18 protein-coding genes are annotated in these 19,234 nt (G+C 66.7%); 9 read left to right on the top strand and 9 right to left on the bottom strand.

Features of this window, described 5'->3' with window-relative positions:
- Positions 1-158 precede the first annotated feature (158 nt).
- The 3 genes from G9Q80_RS15645 to kdsA are packed head-to-tail and all read left to right on the top strand — an operon-like array spanning position 159 to position 2,712.
- Positions 159-1,109: a KpsF/GutQ family sugar-phosphate isomerase gene (locus G9Q80_RS15645; protein ID WP_088714592.1), complete on the top strand. Its 951-nt coding sequence runs from the start codon at positions 159-161 to the stop codon at positions 1,107-1,109.
- Positions 1,106-1,894 carry a 3-deoxy-manno-octulosonate cytidylyltransferase gene (locus G9Q80_RS15640; RefSeq protein ID WP_088714591.1) on the top strand — a complete coding sequence of 263 codons (789 nt, stop codon included), beginning with the start codon at positions 1,106-1,108 and terminating at the stop codon, positions 1,892-1,894. Before G9Q80_RS15645 ends, G9Q80_RS15640 begins: the two co-directional genes overlap by 4 nt.
- Positions 1,891-2,712, top strand: a complete 822-nt coding sequence (gene kdsA / locus G9Q80_RS15635) for a 3-deoxy-8-phosphooctulonate synthase (RefSeq protein WP_088714590.1) — start codon at positions 1,891-1,893, stop codon at positions 2,710-2,712. The genes G9Q80_RS15640 and kdsA overlap by 4 nt, the downstream gene beginning before the upstream one ends.
- A 118-nt stretch (positions 2,713-2,830) precedes the next feature.
- Here the strand turns inward: kdsA and G9Q80_RS15630 are convergent, their stop codons facing one another.
- Complete coding sequence (locus G9Q80_RS15630) at positions 2,831-4,228, bottom strand: phosphomannomutase (RefSeq protein ID WP_088714589.1); 1,398 nt, start codon at positions 4,226-4,228, stop codon at positions 2,831-2,833.
- Positions 4,229-4,350: 122 nt separating this feature from the next.
- Between G9Q80_RS15630 and G9Q80_RS15625 the strand changes: the two genes are divergently transcribed.
- On the top strand, positions 4,351-4,929 hold the full coding sequence (locus G9Q80_RS15625) for a rhodanese-like domain-containing protein (protein WP_088714588.1): 579 nt from the start codon (positions 4,351-4,353) through the stop codon (positions 4,927-4,929).
- A 41-nt stretch (positions 4,930-4,970) separates the two neighbouring features.
- Here the strand turns inward: G9Q80_RS15625 and G9Q80_RS15620 are convergent, their stop codons facing one another.
- Both G9Q80_RS15620 and G9Q80_RS15615 read right to left on the bottom strand, forming a co-directional pair.
- On the bottom strand, positions 4,971-5,912 hold the full coding sequence (locus tag G9Q80_RS15620; protein WP_088714587.1) for a quinoprotein relay system zinc metallohydrolase 1: 942 nt from the start codon (positions 5,910-5,912) through the stop codon (positions 4,971-4,973).
- Positions 5,912-6,697: a quinoprotein dehydrogenase-associated SoxYZ-like carrier gene (locus tag G9Q80_RS15615; protein WP_088714586.1), complete on the bottom strand. Its 786-nt coding sequence runs from the start codon at positions 6,695-6,697 to the stop codon at positions 5,912-5,914. The genes G9Q80_RS15620 and G9Q80_RS15615 overlap by 1 nt, the downstream gene beginning before the upstream one ends.
- Before the next feature lie 160 nt (positions 6,698-6,857).
- On the opposite strand from G9Q80_RS15615, the gene G9Q80_RS15610 reads away from it, so the two are divergent.
- Positions 6,858-8,927: a 4Fe-4S binding protein gene (locus G9Q80_RS15610; protein WP_088714585.1), complete on the top strand. Its 2,070-nt coding sequence runs from the start codon at positions 6,858-6,860 to the stop codon at positions 8,925-8,927.
- Positions 8,924-9,808, top strand: coding sequence for an FAD:protein FMN transferase (locus G9Q80_RS15605; protein WP_088714584.1), 885 nt, complete (start codon positions 8,924-8,926; stop codon positions 9,806-9,808). The genes G9Q80_RS15610 and G9Q80_RS15605 overlap by 4 nt, the downstream gene beginning before the upstream one ends.
- A 122-nt stretch (positions 9,809-9,930) precedes the next feature.
- On the opposite strand, the gene G9Q80_RS15600 is transcribed toward G9Q80_RS15605, so the two are convergent.
- The 6 genes from G9Q80_RS15600 to pedF all read right to left on the bottom strand — a co-directional run bounded on the left by G9Q80_RS15600 (position 9,931) and on the right by pedF (position 15,956).
- Positions 9,931-10,722: an FAD binding domain-containing protein gene (locus tag G9Q80_RS15600; RefSeq protein WP_069210436.1), complete on the bottom strand. Its 792-nt coding sequence runs from the start codon at positions 10,720-10,722 to the stop codon at positions 9,931-9,933.
- 55 nt (positions 10,723-10,777) lie between these two features.
- Positions 10,778-13,147 carry a xanthine dehydrogenase family protein molybdopterin-binding subunit gene (locus G9Q80_RS15595; protein ID WP_074622016.1) on the bottom strand — a complete coding sequence of 790 codons (2,370 nt, stop codon included), beginning with the start codon at positions 13,145-13,147 and terminating at the stop codon, positions 10,778-10,780.
- An 85-nt stretch (positions 13,148-13,232) separates the two neighbouring features.
- Positions 13,233-13,718 (bottom strand): (2Fe-2S)-binding protein, encoded by a 486-nt coding sequence (locus G9Q80_RS15590; RefSeq protein ID WP_074622017.1) that lies wholly within the window; start codon positions 13,716-13,718, stop codon positions 13,233-13,235.
- Positions 13,719-13,770: 52 nt separating this feature from the next.
- Positions 13,771-14,298 (bottom strand): SRPBCC family protein, encoded by a 528-nt coding sequence (locus G9Q80_RS15585; RefSeq protein ID WP_088714583.1) that lies wholly within the window; start codon positions 14,296-14,298, stop codon positions 13,771-13,773.
- Between the two features lie 67 nt (positions 14,299-14,365).
- The gene (locus G9Q80_RS15580; protein WP_088714582.1) at positions 14,366-15,271 is read right to left on the bottom strand and encodes a substrate-binding periplasmic protein; all 906 of its coding nucleotides are present in this window, start codon (positions 15,269-15,271) and stop codon (positions 14,366-14,368) included.
- Position 15,272: 1 nt separating this feature from the next.
- Entirely contained in the window at positions 15,273-15,956 is a 684-nt protein-coding gene (gene pedF / locus G9Q80_RS15575) for a cytochrome c-550 PedF (protein ID WP_069210433.1), read from the bottom strand.
- Between the two features lie 158 nt (positions 15,957-16,114).
- Between pedF and G9Q80_RS15570 the strand changes: the two genes are divergently transcribed.
- From G9Q80_RS15570 to G9Q80_RS15560, 3 genes are all read left to right on the top strand, one after another.
- Positions 16,115-17,275, top strand: a complete 1,161-nt coding sequence (locus G9Q80_RS15570) for an ABC transporter substrate-binding protein (RefSeq protein ID WP_088714581.1) — start codon at positions 16,115-16,117, stop codon at positions 17,273-17,275.
- A gap of 8 nt (positions 17,276-17,283) precedes the next feature.
- Positions 17,284-18,270 (top strand): YVTN family beta-propeller repeat protein, encoded by a 987-nt coding sequence (locus G9Q80_RS15565; RefSeq protein WP_232788169.1) that lies wholly within the window; start codon positions 17,284-17,286, stop codon positions 18,268-18,270.
- A gap of 101 nt (positions 18,271-18,371) precedes the next feature.
- Positions 18,372-18,908 carry a tetratricopeptide repeat protein gene (locus tag G9Q80_RS15560; protein ID WP_043140254.1) on the top strand — a complete coding sequence of 179 codons (537 nt, stop codon included), beginning with the start codon at positions 18,372-18,374 and terminating at the stop codon, positions 18,906-18,908.
- Positions 18,909-19,234 lie beyond the last annotated feature (326 nt).

Here is a 19,234-nt window from a genome sequence, read left to right as displayed (position 1 = left end):
GGCGATCCCTAGCCTGGTATCCAATGCCGCCGTCATGCGGGCGAGTCCGGGGAAATGTCAACGCGGACCCCTTGCAGAGCGGCAAACTGTTGCGCGATTGGACAAGCTTTCGCAGAGCCGCTAAGGCAGGCGGCAGAATGTTACCCGAGCAGAGCCGCATGACAGACAGCCCCTCCGCGGTCGCCCGCACCGTCCTTGCCACCGAAAGCGCGGCGCTGGCGCGCCTGGGCGATGAACTGCCGGACAGTTTCGATGCCGTCGTCGCGCGGCTGTTGCAGGTGCAGGGGCGCGTGATCGTCTCTGGCATGGGCAAGTCCGGTCATGTCGCCAACAAGATCGCCGCCACCTTCGCCTCGACCGGGACGCCCGCGCAGGGCGTCCATCCGGGTGAGGCCAGCCACGGCGACCTTGGCATGATCACGCCCGCCGACGCGGTGATCCTGATTTCCAATTCCGGCGAGACAAAGGAACTGGCCGACATGATCGCCCATTGCGCGCGCTTCTCGGTGCCGCTGGTGGCCATGACGAAGGGGGCGGACAGCACCCTGGCCCGCGCCGCCGATCACGTCCTGCTGATGCCCGACGCGCCCGAGGCCTGCGCCATTGGCATGGCGCCCACCACGTCCACGACGATGGCGATGGCCCTTGGCGATGCGCTTGCGGTGGCGATGATGCAGCACCGCGGCTTCGACCGGGCCAGCTTTGCCGCCTTTCACCCGGGCGGCACGCTGGGGGCGCAACTGCTGCGGGTCTCCGCCGTGATGCACCGGGGCGAAGAGCTGCCCGTCGTTGGCGCCGATACGCCGATGTCCGAAACGCTGCTGGTCATGAGCCAGAAGGGATTCGGCGTCGCGGCCCTGGTCGAGAACGGGCGCCTGACCGGCATCATCACCGACGGCGACCTGCGCCGCAACATGGAGGGGCTGATGGAGCGCCGTGCTGGCGAGGTCGCCACGCGTGGACCGCTGGTCACCGCCCCCGACACGCTCCTGATCGAGGCATTGGGCATCATGAACACGACGAAACGCACCGTGCTTCTGGTCACCGAGGGCGAAACCCTGGTCGGCCTCCTGCACATCCATGACGCGCTGCGGGCAGGTGTGGCATGAGCGCGGTCATCTTCATCCCCGCCCGCTATGCCTCGACCCGCTACCCCGGCAAACCGTTGGTCGAGCTAAAGGGCGCGACGGGCGAAGCAAAATCGCTGATCCGGCGCAGCTGGGAAGCGGCGCAGTCGGTCAAAGGCGCCGATGCGGTCTATGTCCTGACCGATGACGCCCGCATCGCCGAGGCCGCGCGCGGGTTCGGCGCCGAGGTGCTGATGACCTCGGAAAGCGCCCGCAACGGCACCGAACGCTGCGCCGAAGGGGTGGCGCAACTGTCTCAGACCCCCGACTGCGTGGTGAACCTGCAGGGCGATGCACCGCTCACCCCGCCGTGGTTCGTCGAGGCACTGATCGACCGCATGCAGGACCCTGCCGTGCAGATGGCAACGCCGATCCTGCGCTGCGATGCCGAGACACTGGCCAACTTTGTCACCGACCGCCAGAATGGCCGCGTCGGCGGCACAACCGCCGTGACGCGCGCCGATGGCACCGCGCTCTACTTCTCGAAAGAAGTACTGCCCTTCGTGGCCTCGCTGGAGCGCCCGCCCGAGGTCTGGCACCATGTCGGCGTCTACGCCTATCGGCCCGCGGCGCTGAACGCCTATATGGGCTGGGACGAGGGCCCGCTGGAAAAGGCAGAGGGTCTGGAACAGCTGCGCTTCCTCGAAAACGGCGTGCCAGTAACCTGCGTGCCGGTCGAGGCGCGGGGCCGGGTGTTCTGGGAACTCAACAACCCCGTGGACGTGGCCCGGATCGAGGGCGTCCTTGAAAAGGAAGGCATCGCATGACGGATGTGTCCATCGGCACCTACACGGTGTCCAACGCCGCCCCCTTCACCGTGATCGCGGGCCCCTGCCAGATCGAGAGCCTGGACCACGCCCGGATGCTGGCGGAGTGCATCGCCAAGGCAGCAGAAGCGGCGGGCGTGAACTGGATCTTCAAGGCCAGCTACGACAAGGCCAACCGTTCGTCCCTGTCCGGCAAGCGCGGGATCGGCATGGAGGAGGGCCTGCGCGTCCTGTCCACCATCCGCAAGGAATTCGGCGTGCCAGTGCTGACCGACGTGCACGGACCGGAGCAATGTTCGGTCGTGGCCTCGGCGGTGGACGTGCTGCAGATCCCCGCCTTCCTGTCGCGCCAGACCGACCTGCTGCTGGCCGCCGGCGAAACCGGCGCCGCGATCAACGTCAAGAAGGGCCAGTTCCTTGCCCCCTGGGACATGGAGAACGTCGCGGCCAAGATCGCCTCGACCGGGAACGAGAAGATCCTGCTCTGCGAGCGCGGCGCCAGCTTTGGCTACAACATGCTGGTCTCGGACATGCGGTCGCTGCCGATCATGGCCGAAACCGGCTACCCCGTGGTCTTCGACGCCACCCATTCCGTGCAGTTGCCGGGCGGGCAAGGCACCTCTTCGGGCGGACAACGCCAGTTCGTCGAACCCCTCGCCCGCGCCGCCGTCGCCGTGGGTTGCGCGGCCGTCTTCATCGAAACGCATGAAGACCCCGACAGTGCCCCCAGCGACGGCCCGAACATGGTCCCGGTCGACGACCTCGCCCGGCTTCTCAAGGGGCTCGCGGCCGTGGATGCCTTGACCAAGGGGGCCTGACGTCCCGGCCGCGCAAAGGCGTAAGGGTCGGATTGGGTATTTGAGACCAAGAAGAAACACCGGATCATGCTTCTTCTTGGCAAAAATACCCCTGCGACGGTCCGGTCCGGGCGGTCGCTTAGGCAGAGAGCGTCTCGCCCAGTTTCGCCAGGTAGCTCTCCACCAGCGCCGAGGCAGTCTCGCGTGTACTCGCCTCGGCATAGCAGCGGAATTCGGGCGCGTTGCCGGAGGGGCGCAGGTGGACCACGTCACCGGTGGCAAAACTGACACGCAACCCGTCTGTTTCGTCCACCTCCGCAATGTCACCTGTGTCCGCAAAGAAAGCGGCGCGCGCGGCGGCATCGCCTGAAAGCGACGCGATAAAGGCCTTCGAGATTTCCGATTCGATCCCCTGGATACGGTCGGCCGCGGTGAAGCGCGGCGGCAAGGCGTCCAGCAGGGCGGACAGCGGTTTGTCCGCGGCGCGGGCGGCGCAGAGGGGCGCGAGGATCGGCAGCAGGCAGTCGCGGGTCATCAGCGGCGCCAGCTTGCCCGCCGGGGCATCGGCGTCGAAGCCCAGGAGGAAGCCGCCGTTGGCCTCGTAGCCCGCGACACGGGCGGCGGGGTCCTCTGCCAAGGCCTCTTCCATCGCGGCGATGACGAAGGGCGAGCCGATCTTCGTGCGGTGGATGGCGTCGAAGGCAAAGCCGCCCTCCGCCTCGATCATCGTGTTCGACGAGACCGGCGTGCAGATCACCCGGGCGCCCAGCGCGCGGGCGGTCACGGCCCCCAGCACGTCACCGGGCACCACCTGTTGCGAGTCATCCACCAGCATCGGCCGGTCGGCATCGCCATCGGTGGAGATGAGGACATCCAGACGATGATCTGCGAACCAGCCAGCGAAGAGTTTCCTGGTCTCCGGGTCAAGCGCCTCGGTGTCGACGGGGATGAACGTGTCCGAGCGCGCGATGGGGAGCGCGGTGGCGCCCAGCGCCTCGACCACCTCGACCATGATGTCGCGGGCGACCGAACTGTGCTGGTAGACGCCGACGCGCAGGCCCGCCAGCGCCTCGCGGCCAAAGGCCTGCGTGTAGCGGGCGACATAGGCGGCACCAGCATCGGCGGTGGACAGGGCACCGGGAGCGCCGGATAGGGCTCCTCCCAGCGCCGCGTTGATACGGACCTCGTCCTCCTTCGAGATTTCTCCGGTGGGGACGTAGAACTTCAGCCCGTTGCGGTCGGCGGGGATGTGGCTGCCGGTGACCATGACGGCGCCGGCCCCTGCCTCCAGCGAGGACAGCGCCAGCGCGGGCGTCGGCACCACGCCGCAGTCGACCGCATCGACGCCTGCATCGCGCACGGCGGCGATGACCCATTCCGCGATCTGCGGCGAGGAGGAGCGCAGGTCACGACCGACGTGCACGGCGTCCCCGTAGGGGCAGGCGCAGAGAAAGGCAGTAACGTAATCGCGCACCAGCTCCTCTGTCAGCTCCACCACCAGGCCGCGCAGGCCGCTTGTGCCGAATTTGGGGGCCATCTTCACTATCCTTGCCTTGTCAAATGCCTGTGCACGCCGGGGCGCGCGGCTGTTTTCCCGTCTCGGGACGCGGATGGCAAGGGCGGGTTTCGCAGCGGCGGCGACCGGCCTATCCTGTCACCATGAAACGCCTCTTTTTCCTGCTGGTCCTGATCTGCGCAGCCCCCCTTGCCGCCGCCCCCTACGCCGAACATCAGGCCCGCCGGCCCGAGCTGTTCGATCCGGAAACCGGCTATCGCATCGGCCGCCAGCGGGCGCCGACGCCGGATGACATTCCCGCGCCCGCCGTGCTGGTCACGCCTCAGGAGGCGCGGGCATTGCTGGCGGAGGGTGCGCTGGCGCTGGATGTCTTTGCCGCGCAGCAGTCGCGCTTTGACGAGCTGGAAGGGACCTGGCTGGTATCGGAACAGCGGCTGTCGCTGCCCGGCGCGGTCTGGCTGCCAGAGGTCGGGCGCGGGCGGCTGTCCGACATCATGCAGCGCTACCTGGAGGACAACCTCACACGGATGACGGCGGGCGACCGGGCGCGGGCGCTGGTGGTTTTTTGCGTGGCGGATTGCTGGATGAGCTGGAACGCGGCGCAGCGGATCGCGGCGATGGGGTACACCCGCGTCTACTGGTTCCGGCTGGGAACCGATGGCTGGCTGGATATCGGCGATGCCCTGGCGCCGGTGGACCCGGTGCCTGTGGATGTCGACTGAGGGCGGCAATGGGGTTGGAAAACCCATCCTACACCGTCCGATCAGTTGCCGCGCGGCAGTTCCTCACGCTCGATCCCGGGAAAGAGATGCGCGACCGACCGCTGGTATTCCTGCGGCTGCGCGCCCATCCCGGCAAAGCGGTCTGGCAGGCGCGTTTCCATCAACTCCACCATGTCCAGGCCCGCGCGGGCACCTTCCCGCAGGGTGCGGTCCAGCCAAGAGAGGTAGTCGCGGGTCTGGGTGATCGTGTCCCCGGTCGGGTCCGCCGGGCCATGACCGGGAATGACCAGCGCGGGCTTTGCCGCCTGCAGCGCGTCCAGCGCCTGTTGCCAGCGCGGCAGGTCGGCGCTGGGTGTCGTGGGCGCGCGGTTGAAAAAGACAAGATCCCCGGCCACCAGCGTGCCGCTGCGGCGATCCATCAGGGCCAGATCCGCACTGGTGTGCCCGCCCAGCGGCAGGGCCAGGAAATCGCGCCCGTCCAGCGTCAGATCGCCACCCGCGATCACGTCGCTGGGCGGCACCACTTCGGTCCCGCGCATCCAGTCCCCCAGAAGCCGGTACATGTTGTCCGCAAAGGCGTCGCCCTCGTCCAGGGCCGCCTGCCGGGTGCCGCCCAGCGCATGAATTGGCCTGTCGGCAAAGACCTGGTTGCCAAAGAAATGGTCCGGGTGGTGATGGGTGTTCACCACGGTGGAAATACCGCGAATATCCAGGCTGCGCGCCAGCGTGTTCAGCGCCTCGCCATAGCGGCGGGATGACCCGGTATCGACAAGGATCAGCCCGCTATCGCCCTTCATCAGGGTGATGTTGACGATGGCACCGCCGTTTTCCATCGAGAAGTAATCGGTCGCCCCTTCGACCATCCATATTCCATCGGCCAGCGGCTTGGCGGTCAGGTCATAGCTGAGACGGGACTGGGCAAAGGCACGCGGGGCCAGCGGCAGGCTTGCCAGCAGGCCAAGGGCGGAACGGCGGGTCAGCATCAGTTCAGTTCGCCCTCGCTCAGGACACCGCGAATGCGGTTGCCGTTGTTGTCGCGGCCCATGACCTTGACCGAGGCGGGCAACGCACCAGCGTCGAAATAGAAGGTAAAGGCAGGGTCCTCGTTCACCGGCTCGTGCAGTTCCAGCCGCGCCAGCGGGGTGCCGTCCTCGTCCTGCAGGGACAGGTCCTCGATGATGAAAACGGGGATGCCATCGGCCAGCCCGGTGTCCATCGGGTGATCCACCACCAGCCGGGCGCGCCCCGAGGCGGACCAGAGCCGCCCGTGCACCTCTCCCAGCTTTTCCTCCCAGTCGTCGCTGGCATAGGCATGGGCGGGCGCGGTGCAGCCGCCCCCCGCCGCGTCGATGTAGGTCGACCCGATGTGCCAGCTGCCGGAATGAGTCTCGACGCTGGCGCGGATGGCCGTGGCCTGGTCGATCTTGAACCGCAGGGCCAGCTTGGCTTCGGCCTGTTCGGGGTAATAGGTCAGGATGTGGGGGATGGGGCCATAGTCAGCGCTGACCACGATACGTTTCACGTCGGTGATCGCCGTGGCATCGACCAGAAGGGGGACGTTCAGGCTGTCCTCGGCAGAGGCCGGCGCGCGCAGCACCACCCGGTCGTCGAAACGGATGTCGGCGGGATCGCCCAACAGCCCTTTCTGGTGGTAGTTCCACATACCCGATCCCATCGGATCCTGCAGCACGGTCTGCGGATCGTCCAAAGCGGCGGCAGCACCGCCCGCAACGGCGATCAGCGCGGCAAGCGCGATTCGGATGAGCATGGCGGACCCTCCCTGTCGTACCATGACACAAAGGCTAGCATGACGGGCGCGGGCGGATCACTGCGCCTAAGGTCGTAGATGGATCACCATTGCGTCAGGCGCGCCCCATTGGACCAAGGTCGCATAGGGGCGCGCCCGGGCCGGGCCTAGGGTCTCGCCCATGCGCGCGATCCTCTGCATCCTGGCCTGTCTCTGCCTGCTCACCGGCACCGCCCGGGCAGAGATGCTGAGCCGCGAGGCGCTGGCGGAACGGGTCATACCGCCCTTCCTGCTGGGCGCGCCCGTCAACGACAAGGGTGTCTGGACGCTGGAAAATGCGGGCGGGCAGACCGCCGGTTACATCTTCGAGACCGAGCCCCTGGCCCCCCTGCCCGGCTTTTCCGGGGCGGCGATCAACGTCCTTGTGATGCTGGACCTCGAAGGCCGGTTCGTCGACGTGCAGCTGATCGACCATAACGAGCCGATTTTCGTCTCTGGCCTCGGTCAGGCTGCCTTTGAACAGTTCTTTACCCAGTACCGGGGGCATTCGATCTCTGCCCCGTTGGTCGTCGGCACCCCCTACGGCGAAACGCAGGGCAGCAGCGCGCTGGTCTACCTCGACGGGGTGACAAAGGCGACGGCCAGCGTGCGGATCGCACATGAATCCATCCTGGCCGCCACCCTGCAGGTGGCGCGGGAAAAGATGCAGGGCGTGTCCAGCGGCCCGCCCGCCTACCCCGATCCCGCGGTGGACGAGGCCCTGACATGGGACGACCTGGTGGCGCAGGGGCTGGCGACCCGCCACCGCGTGAGCAATGCCGAGGTGAACGCGGCCTTTGCCGGAACACTCTGGGAGGATGACGATCCAGAGGCGCAGGACGACCCCGAGGGCGCCTACCTGGACCTCTGGATCGTGGATATCGGCCCGCCCTCGATCGCACGGGCGGTTCTGGACGCGGAGTCTCTGGCCGAATTGCAGGCCTTCCTGACGATCTCGGACCATGCGGAACCGATCCTGCTGGTCGAAACCGGGCGGCACGGGCTGATCACCGAAGAATTCGTGCGCAACACCGCGCCCGACCTCGTCAGCGCGGAACAGTTCGGCCTGCCGGTGGCCCTGCGCGACAGCGACCTGTTGTTTTCCCTGCGCGCCGACCTGCCGGACACCCTGCAAGAGGGCACCGCGATGATCCTGCGCACCGACCGGCGGCTGGGCTTTGATCCGACAGAACCCTGGACCCTGCATGTCGAGGCAGTGCGCGCACACGGGTCCTTCATGCCGCAGGTGGGCAGCGTGACGCTGTCCTCGACCCAGTCGACAGACGCCCGCTTTTTTGCCCGCGCCGAGGCGCCCCGGTCGCTGCCCCCCTGGCGGGCGGCACTGCGAGAGCGGCAGGCGGACCTGATCGCCCTGGCGCTGGGGCTGGCGGTGCTAATGCCGGTGCTGTTCTGGCGTCAGTCGGCTTTGGCGGGGCTGGCCGGGTTCACGCCGGTCCGGCTGGGCATCCTTGCGGTCATGACCGGCTTTGTCGGCTGGTGGGGACAGGGACAACTGTCCATCGTGACGGTGATCGGGGTGATCCGCACCGCCTGGGAGGGCGGCAGTTATGCCTTCCTGCTCTACGATCCCTTTTCGCTGCTGGTCTGGGCGGCGGCGATCCTGGGCTTTGTCCTCTGGGGGCGCGCGCTGTTCTGTGGCTGGCTCTGTCCCTTTGGCGCGATGCAGGAATTTGCCCATCACCTTGGCCGCTTGCTACGCCTCCCCGAGGTGACGGTGTCCGCACGCTGGGACAGCCAGCTGAAACGGGTGAAATACCTGGTGCTGGCCGGGCTGGTGGCGCTGATCTTCGTGGCGCCGGACGCACTGGACACGGCGGCAGAGGTGGAACCCTTCAAGACCGCCGTGACCACCTATTTCATCCGCGAATGGTACTATGTCGCCTATGCGGTGGGGCTACTGGTGCTGTCGGCGGTTCTGTTCAAGGGGTTCTGCCGCTATCTTTGTCCGCTGGGCGCGCTGATGGCGCTGGGCGGGCTGCTGCGGGGGCGCGACTGGATCGCACGCCGCGCGGAATGCGGCAGCCCCTGCCAGCTGTGTTCCGTCCGATGCAAGTACCAGGCGATCCCCAGGTCGGGCCAGATCGACTATGCCGAATGCTTTGGCTGCCTCGATTGCGTGAAGATCCACGACGATGCAGCGCAATGTGTGCCACTGGTGCTGAAGGCGCGCGAAAGAAAGAGGGCGGCATGAAACGGCGGCGTTTTCTAACCATCAGCGCGGCGATGGCGCTTGTTCCCCGGGGGGTGGCCGCCGAAGAGCGCCGCTGGACCGGGCAGGCGCTGGGCGCCGAGGTGTCGATCACGCTGTTTGGCCCGGTTGCGCAGACCGAGGCCGCGCTGACCACCTGCACCGCCCTGCTGCAAGAGATCGAGGCGGAGTTCAGCCTGTACGATCCCGCATCGTCCCTGTCGCGGCTGAACCGCGACGGCGAGCTGCCCTGGCCCTCGCCAAAGATGCATTTTCTCATGGGACTGGTGGGAGAGTTGCACCGGATGACGCGGGGCCGGTTCGACCCGACGGTGCAACCGCTCTGGCAGGCGCTGGCCGGTGGCGGTGACGTCACGGCGGCGCGGCGTGCCATCGGCTGGCAACGCGTTCGCGCCTCGGTGGACCGGATCGCACTGGCGCCGGGCCAGGCCCTGACCCTGAACGGGATCGCGCAGGGCTTTGCCACCGACCTGGTGTCCGGGGTGCTGGAAGTGCATGGCTTTGAACGCGCCCTGGTGCAGGTCGGAGAGATGCGTGGGCTGGGCGGGCCGTGGAGGGTCGGCATTTCCGATCCGGACGCGGGCCTCGTCACGACACGCGACCTGAGGAACCGCGCCATTGCAACCTCCAGCCCCTCGGCGCTGATGCTGGGCGACATGGGCCATATCCTGGACCCGCTGGGAGAGGCCGCGCCGCACTGGTCGACGGTGAGCGTCGAGGCAGGCTCTGCCGCGCTGGCTGACGGGCTGTCCACGGCGCTGGTCTTTGCCGACCTGGACGAAGTGCGACGGGTCAAGGCAGAGACGCCCGGGGAAATCCGCGTGCTGCTGGTCGATGCCGAGGGCAACCTGCGGACAGTGTAGAGGGGGCTCTGCCCCCGTCTCCCTTCGGTCGCCTCCCCCGGAGGTATTTTTGGCCCAAAGAAACATCTGGCATGAAAAAACCCCCGGCCAGGGACCGGGGGTTCGAAGCTCTTGCAGCTGGATCAGCTGGCCGCGGCAACCGCGCGCTTGGTCATCACGCCAACCAGGTGGGCACGATAGGCCCCCGTGCCGTGCAGGTCCGAGATCATGCCATCGGCGGGCACCGACAGGCCGGCCACCGCGTCGGGCGAGAAGTTGGACGACAGCGCCTGTTCCGCCTCAGTCCAGCGGAAGACGCCGTTTTCCGACGCCCCCGTGACCGCGACGCGCACGCCGTCGGCGTATTTGGCCACGTAGACAGCCGTCAGCGCAAAACGCGAGGCGGGCTGTTCGAACTTGGCGTAGCCCGCCGCCTCCGGCACCGGGAAACGGACCGAGGTGATGATCTCGCCTTCTTCGAGAGCGGTGGTGAACATGCCCTGGAAATAGTCGTCTGCCGCGATCTCGCGGGTGTTGGTCACGATGGTCGCGCCCGACCCCAGAGCCGCCGCCGGGTAGCAGGCGGACGGGTCGTTGTTGGCCAGCGACCCGCCGATGGTGCCGCGGTTGCGGACCGCGGGATCGCCGATACCACCGGCCAGCTTGGCCAGCCCCGGGTAATGCGCCGCCGCCTCGGCCGCGACGGTGGCATGGGTGGTGCCGCCGCCGATGGTCAGGTCGCCGTTGTCCTCGCGGCAGACGCCCTTCATCTCTTCGATGCCGGACAGGCTGACCAGCACGGACGGCATCGCCAGGCGCTGTTTCAGGGTCGGGATCAGGGTCTGGCCGCCACCGAGGGCCTGCGCCTCGTCCTGGCCCAGGGCCGAAACCGCATCGGCCACGCTGGTGGGCCGTACCATGTCGAATGAATACATCTCATATCCTCCTGTTGATCTCCCCCGGCCCTGCATCCAGGGCCGGGGGCGGGGATTATCCGTTCATCGCCGCCCAGACGCGCGAGGGCGACACGGGCATGTCGATGTGCTCGACCTTGTGACCGCCGGACTGCAGCGCGTCGATCACCGCGTTGACGACCGTCGGCGGCGAGCCGATGGCCCCGGCCTCGCCGCAGCCCTTCACACCCAACGGGTTGTGCGTGCAAGGCGTCTGGCAGGAGTGGTCCACCGTGTAGTTCGCCATGTGCGGCAGGTCGTCGGCGCGCGGCATCGCGTAGTCCATGTAGGACGCGCTCAGCAGCTGGCCGTTCTCGTCGTAGGCGCAGTTTTCCAGCAGCGCCTGGCCGATGCCCTGGGCGATGCCGCCATGCACCTGGCCTTCGACGATCATCGGGTTGATGACATTGCCGAAGTCATCCGCCGACACGAACTTCTCGATGGTCACTTCGCCGGTCTCGGGGTCAAGCTCGACCTCGCAGGCATAGGCGCCCGCCGGGTAGGTGAAGTTCGAGGGATCGTAGAAGGCGGTTTCCTCCAACCCCGGTTCGATGTCCTCGAGCGGGTAGTTGTGCGGCACGTAGGCGGCGAGCGTCACATCCCCCCAGGCCACGGACTTGTCCGTGCCCGCGACCGAGAACTGGCCGTCCTTCAGCTCGATGTCCGTTTCCGCGGCTTCGAGCAGGTGGGCGGCGATCTTCTTGGCCTTGTTGATGATCTTCTCCGTGGCGCGGACCATTGCCGAGCCGCAGACCGCGATGGAACGGGACCCGTAGGTGCCCATGCCGAAGGGGATCTTGCTGGTGTCGCCATGCACGATGTCGATCATCGATTCGTCGATGCCCAGCATTTCCGCGACCACCTGCGGGAAGGCGGTTTCATGGCCCTGGCCGTGGCTGTGTGCACCGACCATGACGCTGATCGAACCGGTGGCATTCACCCGCACGGTCGCCGCGTCATACAGACCCGCACGCGCGCCCAGCTGGCCCACGAGGTTCGACGGCGCGATGCCGCAGGCCTCGATGAAGCAGTTGACGCCCAGGCCGCGCAACTTGCCTTTGGCCTCCGATGCCTTGCGGCGCTCGGGGAAGCCGGGGATGTCCATCAGCTCTTCCATCTTGGCCATCGTGGCCTCGTAGTCCCCGGTGTCATAGGCCACCGCAACGGGGGTCTCGTAGGGGAACTGGGTGATGAAGTTCTGGCGGCGCAGAGCGATGGGATCGACGCCCAGCTCACGCGCGGCCTTGTCGATGACACGCTCCAGCTGGAAGGTCGCCTCGGGGCGACCGGCGCCGCGGTAGGCATCGACCGGAACCGTGGTGGTGAAGACCGCCTTGACGTTCACCTGAACCGCGGGCGTCTTGTAGTTGCCGGCCATCAGCGTCCCGTGCAGCCAGGTCGGCACGGAGGACGAGAAGGTCGACAGGTAGGCGCCCATGTTGGCGTAGGTGTCGGTGCGCACGGCGGTAAAGTTGTTGTCCGCATCCAGCGCCAGCTCGATCTTGGTGACGTGGTCGCGGCCATGCGCGTCCGACATGAAAGCCTCGGAGCGCGACGAGGTCCACTTCACCGGGCGGTTCACCTGCCGCGCCGCGAAGGTGCAGAAGGCCTCTTCGGCGTAGTGGAAGATCTTGGTGCCGAAGCCGCCGCCCACGTCGGGCGCCACGACGCGCAGCTTGTGTTCCGGGATGCCAAGGACGAAGGCGCCCATCAGCAGGCGGATCACATGCGGGTTCTGCGAGGTGGTGTAGAGCGTGGATTCATCGTTGGCGCGGGAATAGTCGCCCACGGCCACGCGCGGCTCCATCGGGTTGGCCACCAGGCGGTTGTTGACCAGCTCCAGCGTGGTCACATGCGCCGCCTCGGCAAAGGCCTTGTCGGTGGTTTCCGTGTCGGTGCCGAACTGCCAGTCATAGCAGAGGTTGTCCGACAGATCGTCGTGCACCTTGGCGGCGCCATCGGCCAGCGCGGCCTTCATGTCGACGACGGCGGGCAGTTCCTCGATGTCCAGCTCGATGGCCTCGGCGGCGGTGCGCGCCTCTTCGAGGCTCTCGGCCACAACGGCGGCGATCGGGTCGCCGACGTGACGGACCTTGCCCTGGGCCAGGACCGGGTGGGCCGGTTCCTTCATCGGGTCGCCGTTCTTGTCGGTCACCTGCCAGCCGCAGGGCAGACCGCCGATGCCTTCGAAATCGGCGCCGGTAAAGATGCGCACGACGCCGGGCATCTTCGATGCCTCTTCGGTATCGACCTTGTTGATCTTGCCATGCGCCATGTCGGAACGCAGGAAGTAGACATAGGCCTGTCCGTGCAGGTTGATGTCGTCGGTGTAATTGCCGGCGCCGGTCAGAAAGCGGACGTCTTCGCGCCGTTTCTGGCTTGCTCCAATGCCATGATCCTTGGGCATGTGGATTCCTCCCTAAAGTCGATGGGCCGATGACCCACCTTGCGGAAATCGGTTGCGCGGCAGGTCATCCTGCCACGGGGTCAATTCACTCGGCGGCGATGCCCGAGACATCCTGCCCGGACGCTGCCAGGATCGCCTTGACGATGTTGTGGTAGCCGGTGCAGCGGCAGATGTTGCCTTCGAGATAGTCGCGCACCTCGGCCTCGGTCGGCTTGGCATTCTGCTTGAGCAGCGAGGCCGCCGCCATGACCATGCCCGGGGTGCAGAATCCGCACTGCAGGCCGTGATGGTCCTGGAAGGCCTGCTGGATCACGTTCAGCGAGCCGTCCGCGTTGGCCTGGCCCTCGATGGTCGAAACCTCGGCGCCGTCGGCTTCGCCGGCGAACATGGTGCAGGCCTTCACGAGGTTGCCGTTGACGTGGATGTTGCACGCGCCGCACTGCGAGGTGTCACAGCCCACATGGGTGCCGGTCAGCCGCAGTTCGTCGCGCAGGAATTCGGTCATCAGCGTGTTGCCCTTGACCGACTTGGTGACGGATTTCCCGTTCACCGTCATCGTTACTTCTGCCATCGCTATCCTCCCTGGATAAAATGTCTTGTCTGGGTATCTCGATGTCGCCGGGTCAGCCCTTCACGAGCCGCTTGAACCAGCCTTTCTTGTGGGTTTCGTCGCCATCCGCGCCGGGTTCGGCGGCGTCAGGGTCGGTCGGGCCTTCGACCGCGTCCTGGAAGTTCTGAAAGAACTGGTCGGCCATCTTCTTGGCGAATCCGTCGATGATCCGGCTGCCCAGCTGCGCCAGCTTGCCACCGACCTTGGCCTCGACCTCGTAGCTGAGCAGGGTGCCGCCGTCGGCGGTCTCTGCCAGGTCGACCTTGGCGCCGCCTTTGGCGAACCCCGCGGCGCCGCCCTTGCCTTCGCCGTTCAGCGTGACCGAGTTCGGCTTGTCCATGTCGGCCAGCGTGACCTGGCCCTTGAAGGTCGCCTTCACCGGGCCGACCTTCTGCACCACCGTCGCCTCGAAACCCTCTTCGGCCGATCCGGTCATCTCGGTGCAGCCGGGCACGCAGGCCTTCAGCACCTCTGGATCGAGGATCGCCTGCCACACCACGTCGCGCGGGGCCGCGATCTCGCGGCTGTCACTCATCTGCATCTCTCAACCCTCTTCCTTCTGACGGGCGCCCAGGGGCAGCCCCGTTCCTGTGCTCGCTATGGATCACTCAACGCTCAGGTGGCGTGAAACTCAACCCGTAGCTTTCGAAAATCGCCGCGATACGCCCATCGTCGAGCGCCGCATAGATCGCATCGTCCACCGCGTAACCCAGCGGACGATAACGGAAATTAACCCCCAGCCCGATGGTCCACTTGCCCACCGCGAAGCCGGGCAAGGGCGGCTGGTGCACGGCCAGGTCATCCGTCAGGCCGTATTCCAGCTGGGCCATCGGGCCCATCGCCGCCTTCACCTCGCCCGCCGCCAGCGCCGCCATCGCCTGCGCGGTGGTCGGGAATCGCCGAATATTGGCGTTCAACTGCCCGCCCGCCAGCGAGGTCAGGTAGAAATCGGCAATCGAGTCGTTTTCTACCGCCACGGTATCAAAGCGGAAATAGGCCGGAACAGGTTTTTCCTCGGGATAGGCCGCCTTGTCATAGGCAATGGCGATCCCCTCCGTCTGGTACTGGCCGGTAAAGGCAACCTGTTCGACCCGGCAGGTAAAGGCGCTGTCATAGGGCACGCGCAACATCACGTTGGACACGGCGCCGCCCACCACGGGCCCCTTCCAGAGATAGTTACGCAGGTCGGCATCCAGGTTTTCACCCGCCGACACGAACTTGAAGCGCGGCGCGACACCGAGATCCTCGGCGATCAGGCGCCCGATCTCGATGTCGACACCGCGCGGCTTGCCGTTTTCTTCGAAGGAATAAGGCGGGTAATCCTCGTAGACGGCAAATTCGATCCAGCCGCGCTCCATGATCTGGTCGATGTCCTGACCGACGATGTCGCGGCTGGCGTTCTGGGGTTTCGGTTGCGGCACCCAGTCCTCGCAGCGCGCCTCGACGGCGCCCGCGATGCCGGCCCAGAGGCCGGCCACCAGGCACAGTTTCAGCAGGGGGCGCGCTGCAGTCATGTCAGTGCGCCGCCGACAGGCCGATGGTCAGCGCCTCGGCAGCCAGCCGATAGCCATCGGTCGTGCCGTCGATCAGCGCCGAGGCCCGGTAGGCCGCGCTGTCGGCAACGGGCGCGCCGCTCAGCGTCTCGATCCCGGCGGCGATCTCGTCCAGCTTGGCCTTCATCCCGTCCGGGTCGGCACCCGAGGCATCCTCGGACCAGGCCGCCAGCTGGTCGCGCAGGCCCTTCAGCTCGGGCGTCAGCTCTGCCATCTGTTCATCGTCGGGCCGCGCCTCGATGTAGGTGCGGATTGCCCAGGCCGCCTTCTGGCCCAGAAGTTCGCCAAAGGCCGGCATCTTGGTGGTGCCGTTCTGGGTATAGCCGTGGATGAACCGTTCCATGTACCATTCGTCGCCGTATTCCTCGGCTTCGAGAAAGCGCAGGTCGGGCGCCAACCCGCCCGAGATCACCTCGAGCCCGTGGCAGCGCGCGCAGTTCTGGTTGTAGCCGGATGCGCCGATCTCGACGGCGGTCCAGTAAACGTCGTCTCCCTGGTCGCGGTAGGGGTTTTCGGTCAGCCATTCCTCGCCCACTTCGGGCAGGGCATCGGTGTTGACGGGCTGGGGGGCAACGTCCCCATGCGACAGCGCCATCGTGGCGCCGAACATCAAGGCCAGGCTCAGTGCAGTGGTCTTGCGGGTCATGTGCGTGTTTCCTCCTCGGTGCGATTGCCCTTTTCTTAGGGGGCCGTCTCGCACCGAAGCTATTGGACCTAAGTCCCAAGCCGCGCGGAACCTCGACCAAGGTCCTATTCCGCTGGAAAATACGCTGCCTACTCTCTTGGCAAAGGGAGGATTTCACGATGTTGCTGCGCCTGGCTCTGGCCTTGTGCCTTGGCACGTCGGCTGCTGTTGCCGACGTGTCCGTTACGATTCACTACCTCCGGCAAGAGGTCGAACAGCCCCCCGTCCTGTCCAACCTCGATCCGATTCCCGAGGACCTCGGCCTGAAGGGGGCCGAGCTGGGCCTTGCCGACAATGCCACGACCGGCCGGTTCATGGGCCAGATCTGGGCGCTGGAGGTGACGGAGGTGCCCATCGGCGGCGATCTGGCCGCAGCGGCGCGCGCCGCTCTGGCGACCACCGACCTGATCGTGCTCGACGCCCCCGCCGATGCGGCGCTGGCCATGGCGGACCTGCCCGAGGCGGCGGGTGCGCTGATCTTCAACAGCGCCGCCCCCGATGACCGCCTGCGCGGCGCGGACTGCCGGGCAAACCTCCTGCACACCCTGCCCAGCAATGCCATGCGCACCGATGCCCTGGCGCAGTTCCTGCTGAACCGCCGTTGGGACGACCTGGCCATGATCACCGGCACCCACCCGGATGACATCGCCTTCGCCGACTCCCTGCGCGCCAGCCTGGCCAAGTTCGGAATGCGCCTGACCGCGGAAAAGACCTGGGCCTTCGACGCCGACATGCGCCGCAATGCCAGCCAGGAGGTGCCGCTCTTCACCCAGGAGCTCAAGGCGCATGACGTCCTGCTGATCGCCGACGAGATCCATGATTTCGGCCGCTACATCGCCTACAACACCTGGATACCCCGCCCCGTTGCCGGCTCGGAGGGGCTGGTGCCCGTGGCCTGGGCTCAGGTCGTGGAACAATGGGGTGCGGCACAGTTGCAATCGCGGTTCACCGACCTGGCCGCGCGCCCGATGCAATCGCGCGACTACGCCGCCTGGGCCGCCGTGCGCGCCGTGGGCGAGGCCGTCACCCGCACCGGTGCCGCCGACACCGCGACCCTGCGCGCTTACCTGCTGGGCCCCGACTTCGAACTGGCCGGCTTCAAGGGCCGCCCGCTGTCGTTCCGCGACTGGAACGGCCAGCTGCGCCAGCCGATTCCGCTGGTCACGCAACGCGCCGTGGTGGCACAGGCCCCGCTTGAGGGTTTCCTGCACCAGGTCAACGAACTCGACACGCTGGGCCGCGACGCCCCCGAATCCGATTGCACGGCATTCGGCAATTGAGGACCGACATGATGTTTCTTCTTGGCAAAAATACCCACAAGACCCTCACCGCTTGCCTTGCCGCCTGCCTGCTGGGCGCGCCTGTCACCGCCGAGGAAATCTGGGTCACCAACGAAAAGGACGACACCATCAGCGTGATCGACGTCGCCACGCTCGAGGTGGTGCGCACCATTCCCACCGGCGACCGCCCGCGCGGCATCACCTTCAGCCACGATCACAAGGTGGTCTATATCTGCGCCTCGGACAGCGACACGGTGCAGGTCATGGACCCCGATACCGGAGAGATCCTGTTCGACCTGCCCTCGGGCGAGGACCCGGAGCAATTCGTCCTGCACCCGGACAACCGGCACCTTTACATCGCCAACGAGGATGACGCGATCACCACCGTCGTCGACGTGGTCAGCCGCACCGTCGTGGCCCAGATCGACGTGGGGATCGAGCCAGAGGGCATGGCCGTCTCGCCCGATGGCAAGCTGGCAATCACCACGTCGGAAACCACCAACATGGCGCACTGGATCGACACCGAGACCCGCGAACTGGTCGCCAATACGCTGGTTGATTCGCGCCCCCGCCATGCCGAGTTCGCCGCCGGGGGGACGCAGCTCTGGGTGTCTGCCGAGATCGGCGGCACGGTCAGCGTCTTCGATGTCGAGACCAAGGCAGAGCTGGCCAAGATCGACTTTGCCGTCAAGGGCGTGCACCCCGACCGCGTGCAGCCCGTGGGATTCGAGTTCGACGGCGAGGAAAAGACCGCCTTTGTCGCCTTGGGGCCGTCCAACCACGTCGCCGTGGTCAACGCCGAGACCTTCGAGGTCGAGCAATACATCCTGGTCGGGCGCCGTGTCTGGCACATGGCCTTCAACAGCGACAAGTCGCTGCTGTTCACCACCAACGGAGTCTCCGGCGACGTGACGGTGATCGACGTGGCCAAGCGCGAGGCGATCAAGACCATCAAGGTGGGCCGTTTCCCCTGGGGCGCGGCGCTGCGGCCCTGATCGCAGAATGTGAGCGGGTGATGGCCACGCCGCTCCGACACGCTAGGTCAAATCACATCACGGCGGAGCAGACCGCCGCGATCCCTTGAAAGGAGGATGCGATGCGCATCACCATCCTGGCGATCTGCACCGTGATCGCCACCCCCGCCTGGGCCGAGGAAGACCTGGGCACCCTCAACCCGCCCGAGATGGGCATGGACCGGGTGATCGACAACATCCGGCGCGGACAGGCCGACATGACCACCTGCGCCTCGGGCTATCACTTCACCAAGAAGGGCGATCACGCCGACGCGCGAGAGATCTTTCGCCTGTGCGCCGAAAAGGGCGGCTACACGGCGGCGATGACATGGATGGGCCAGTTGCAGAACAACGGCCTGGGCGGCGACTATGATCCCGATGCCGCCGCCGAATGGGACCGGCGCGCCGCCGAGGCGGGCGATCCTGTGGGCCAGTTCAACTACGGGCTGGCGCTGATCCGGGGGCATGGTGTCGCCCGGGACGAGGCCGCGGGCCGCGCGATGGTGGACCGCGCCGCCAAGGCGGGCCTGCCGGTGGCCCGGCGGCTGCAGGGCGCGGGCTATGACCTGGATGAGGTCACGCCCGACGCCGACAACTGGAAATACGCCCCGCTCTTCTGAACCTGCCGGAACCGGCGGACAGATCTGCCTTTCGGGAAAGGACCGACGCAGAGCAAGGGTCTGCGTCGGCCATCCCGCAAAGCTCCGAATAAAGGGAGGACCCTTGCCGCATCGGGCAACGATCCCTTGGGGAGTCCGGGCGCCTTGCCGGGAATCCGAAAGGCAACAAGCCGTGGTCCCACATGGTCGGGGAAGGCCTGATGTCTTGTCCTTGATCATGATCAATCCGCGCACACACAGGAATACGACCAAAGCAGCGGATGGCTTTTGCCCGTGATCGGCAGAGGATCGCGCCAGGACCAGGGAATCGCGCACATCACTGGAGA

This window comes from Mameliella sp. LZ-28 (assembly GCF_012274245.1).
Lineage (GTDB): Bacteria > Pseudomonadota > Alphaproteobacteria > Rhodobacterales > Rhodobacteraceae > Antarctobacter > Antarctobacter albus.
This window is presented reverse-complemented; position numbering and strand designations above follow the sequence as displayed.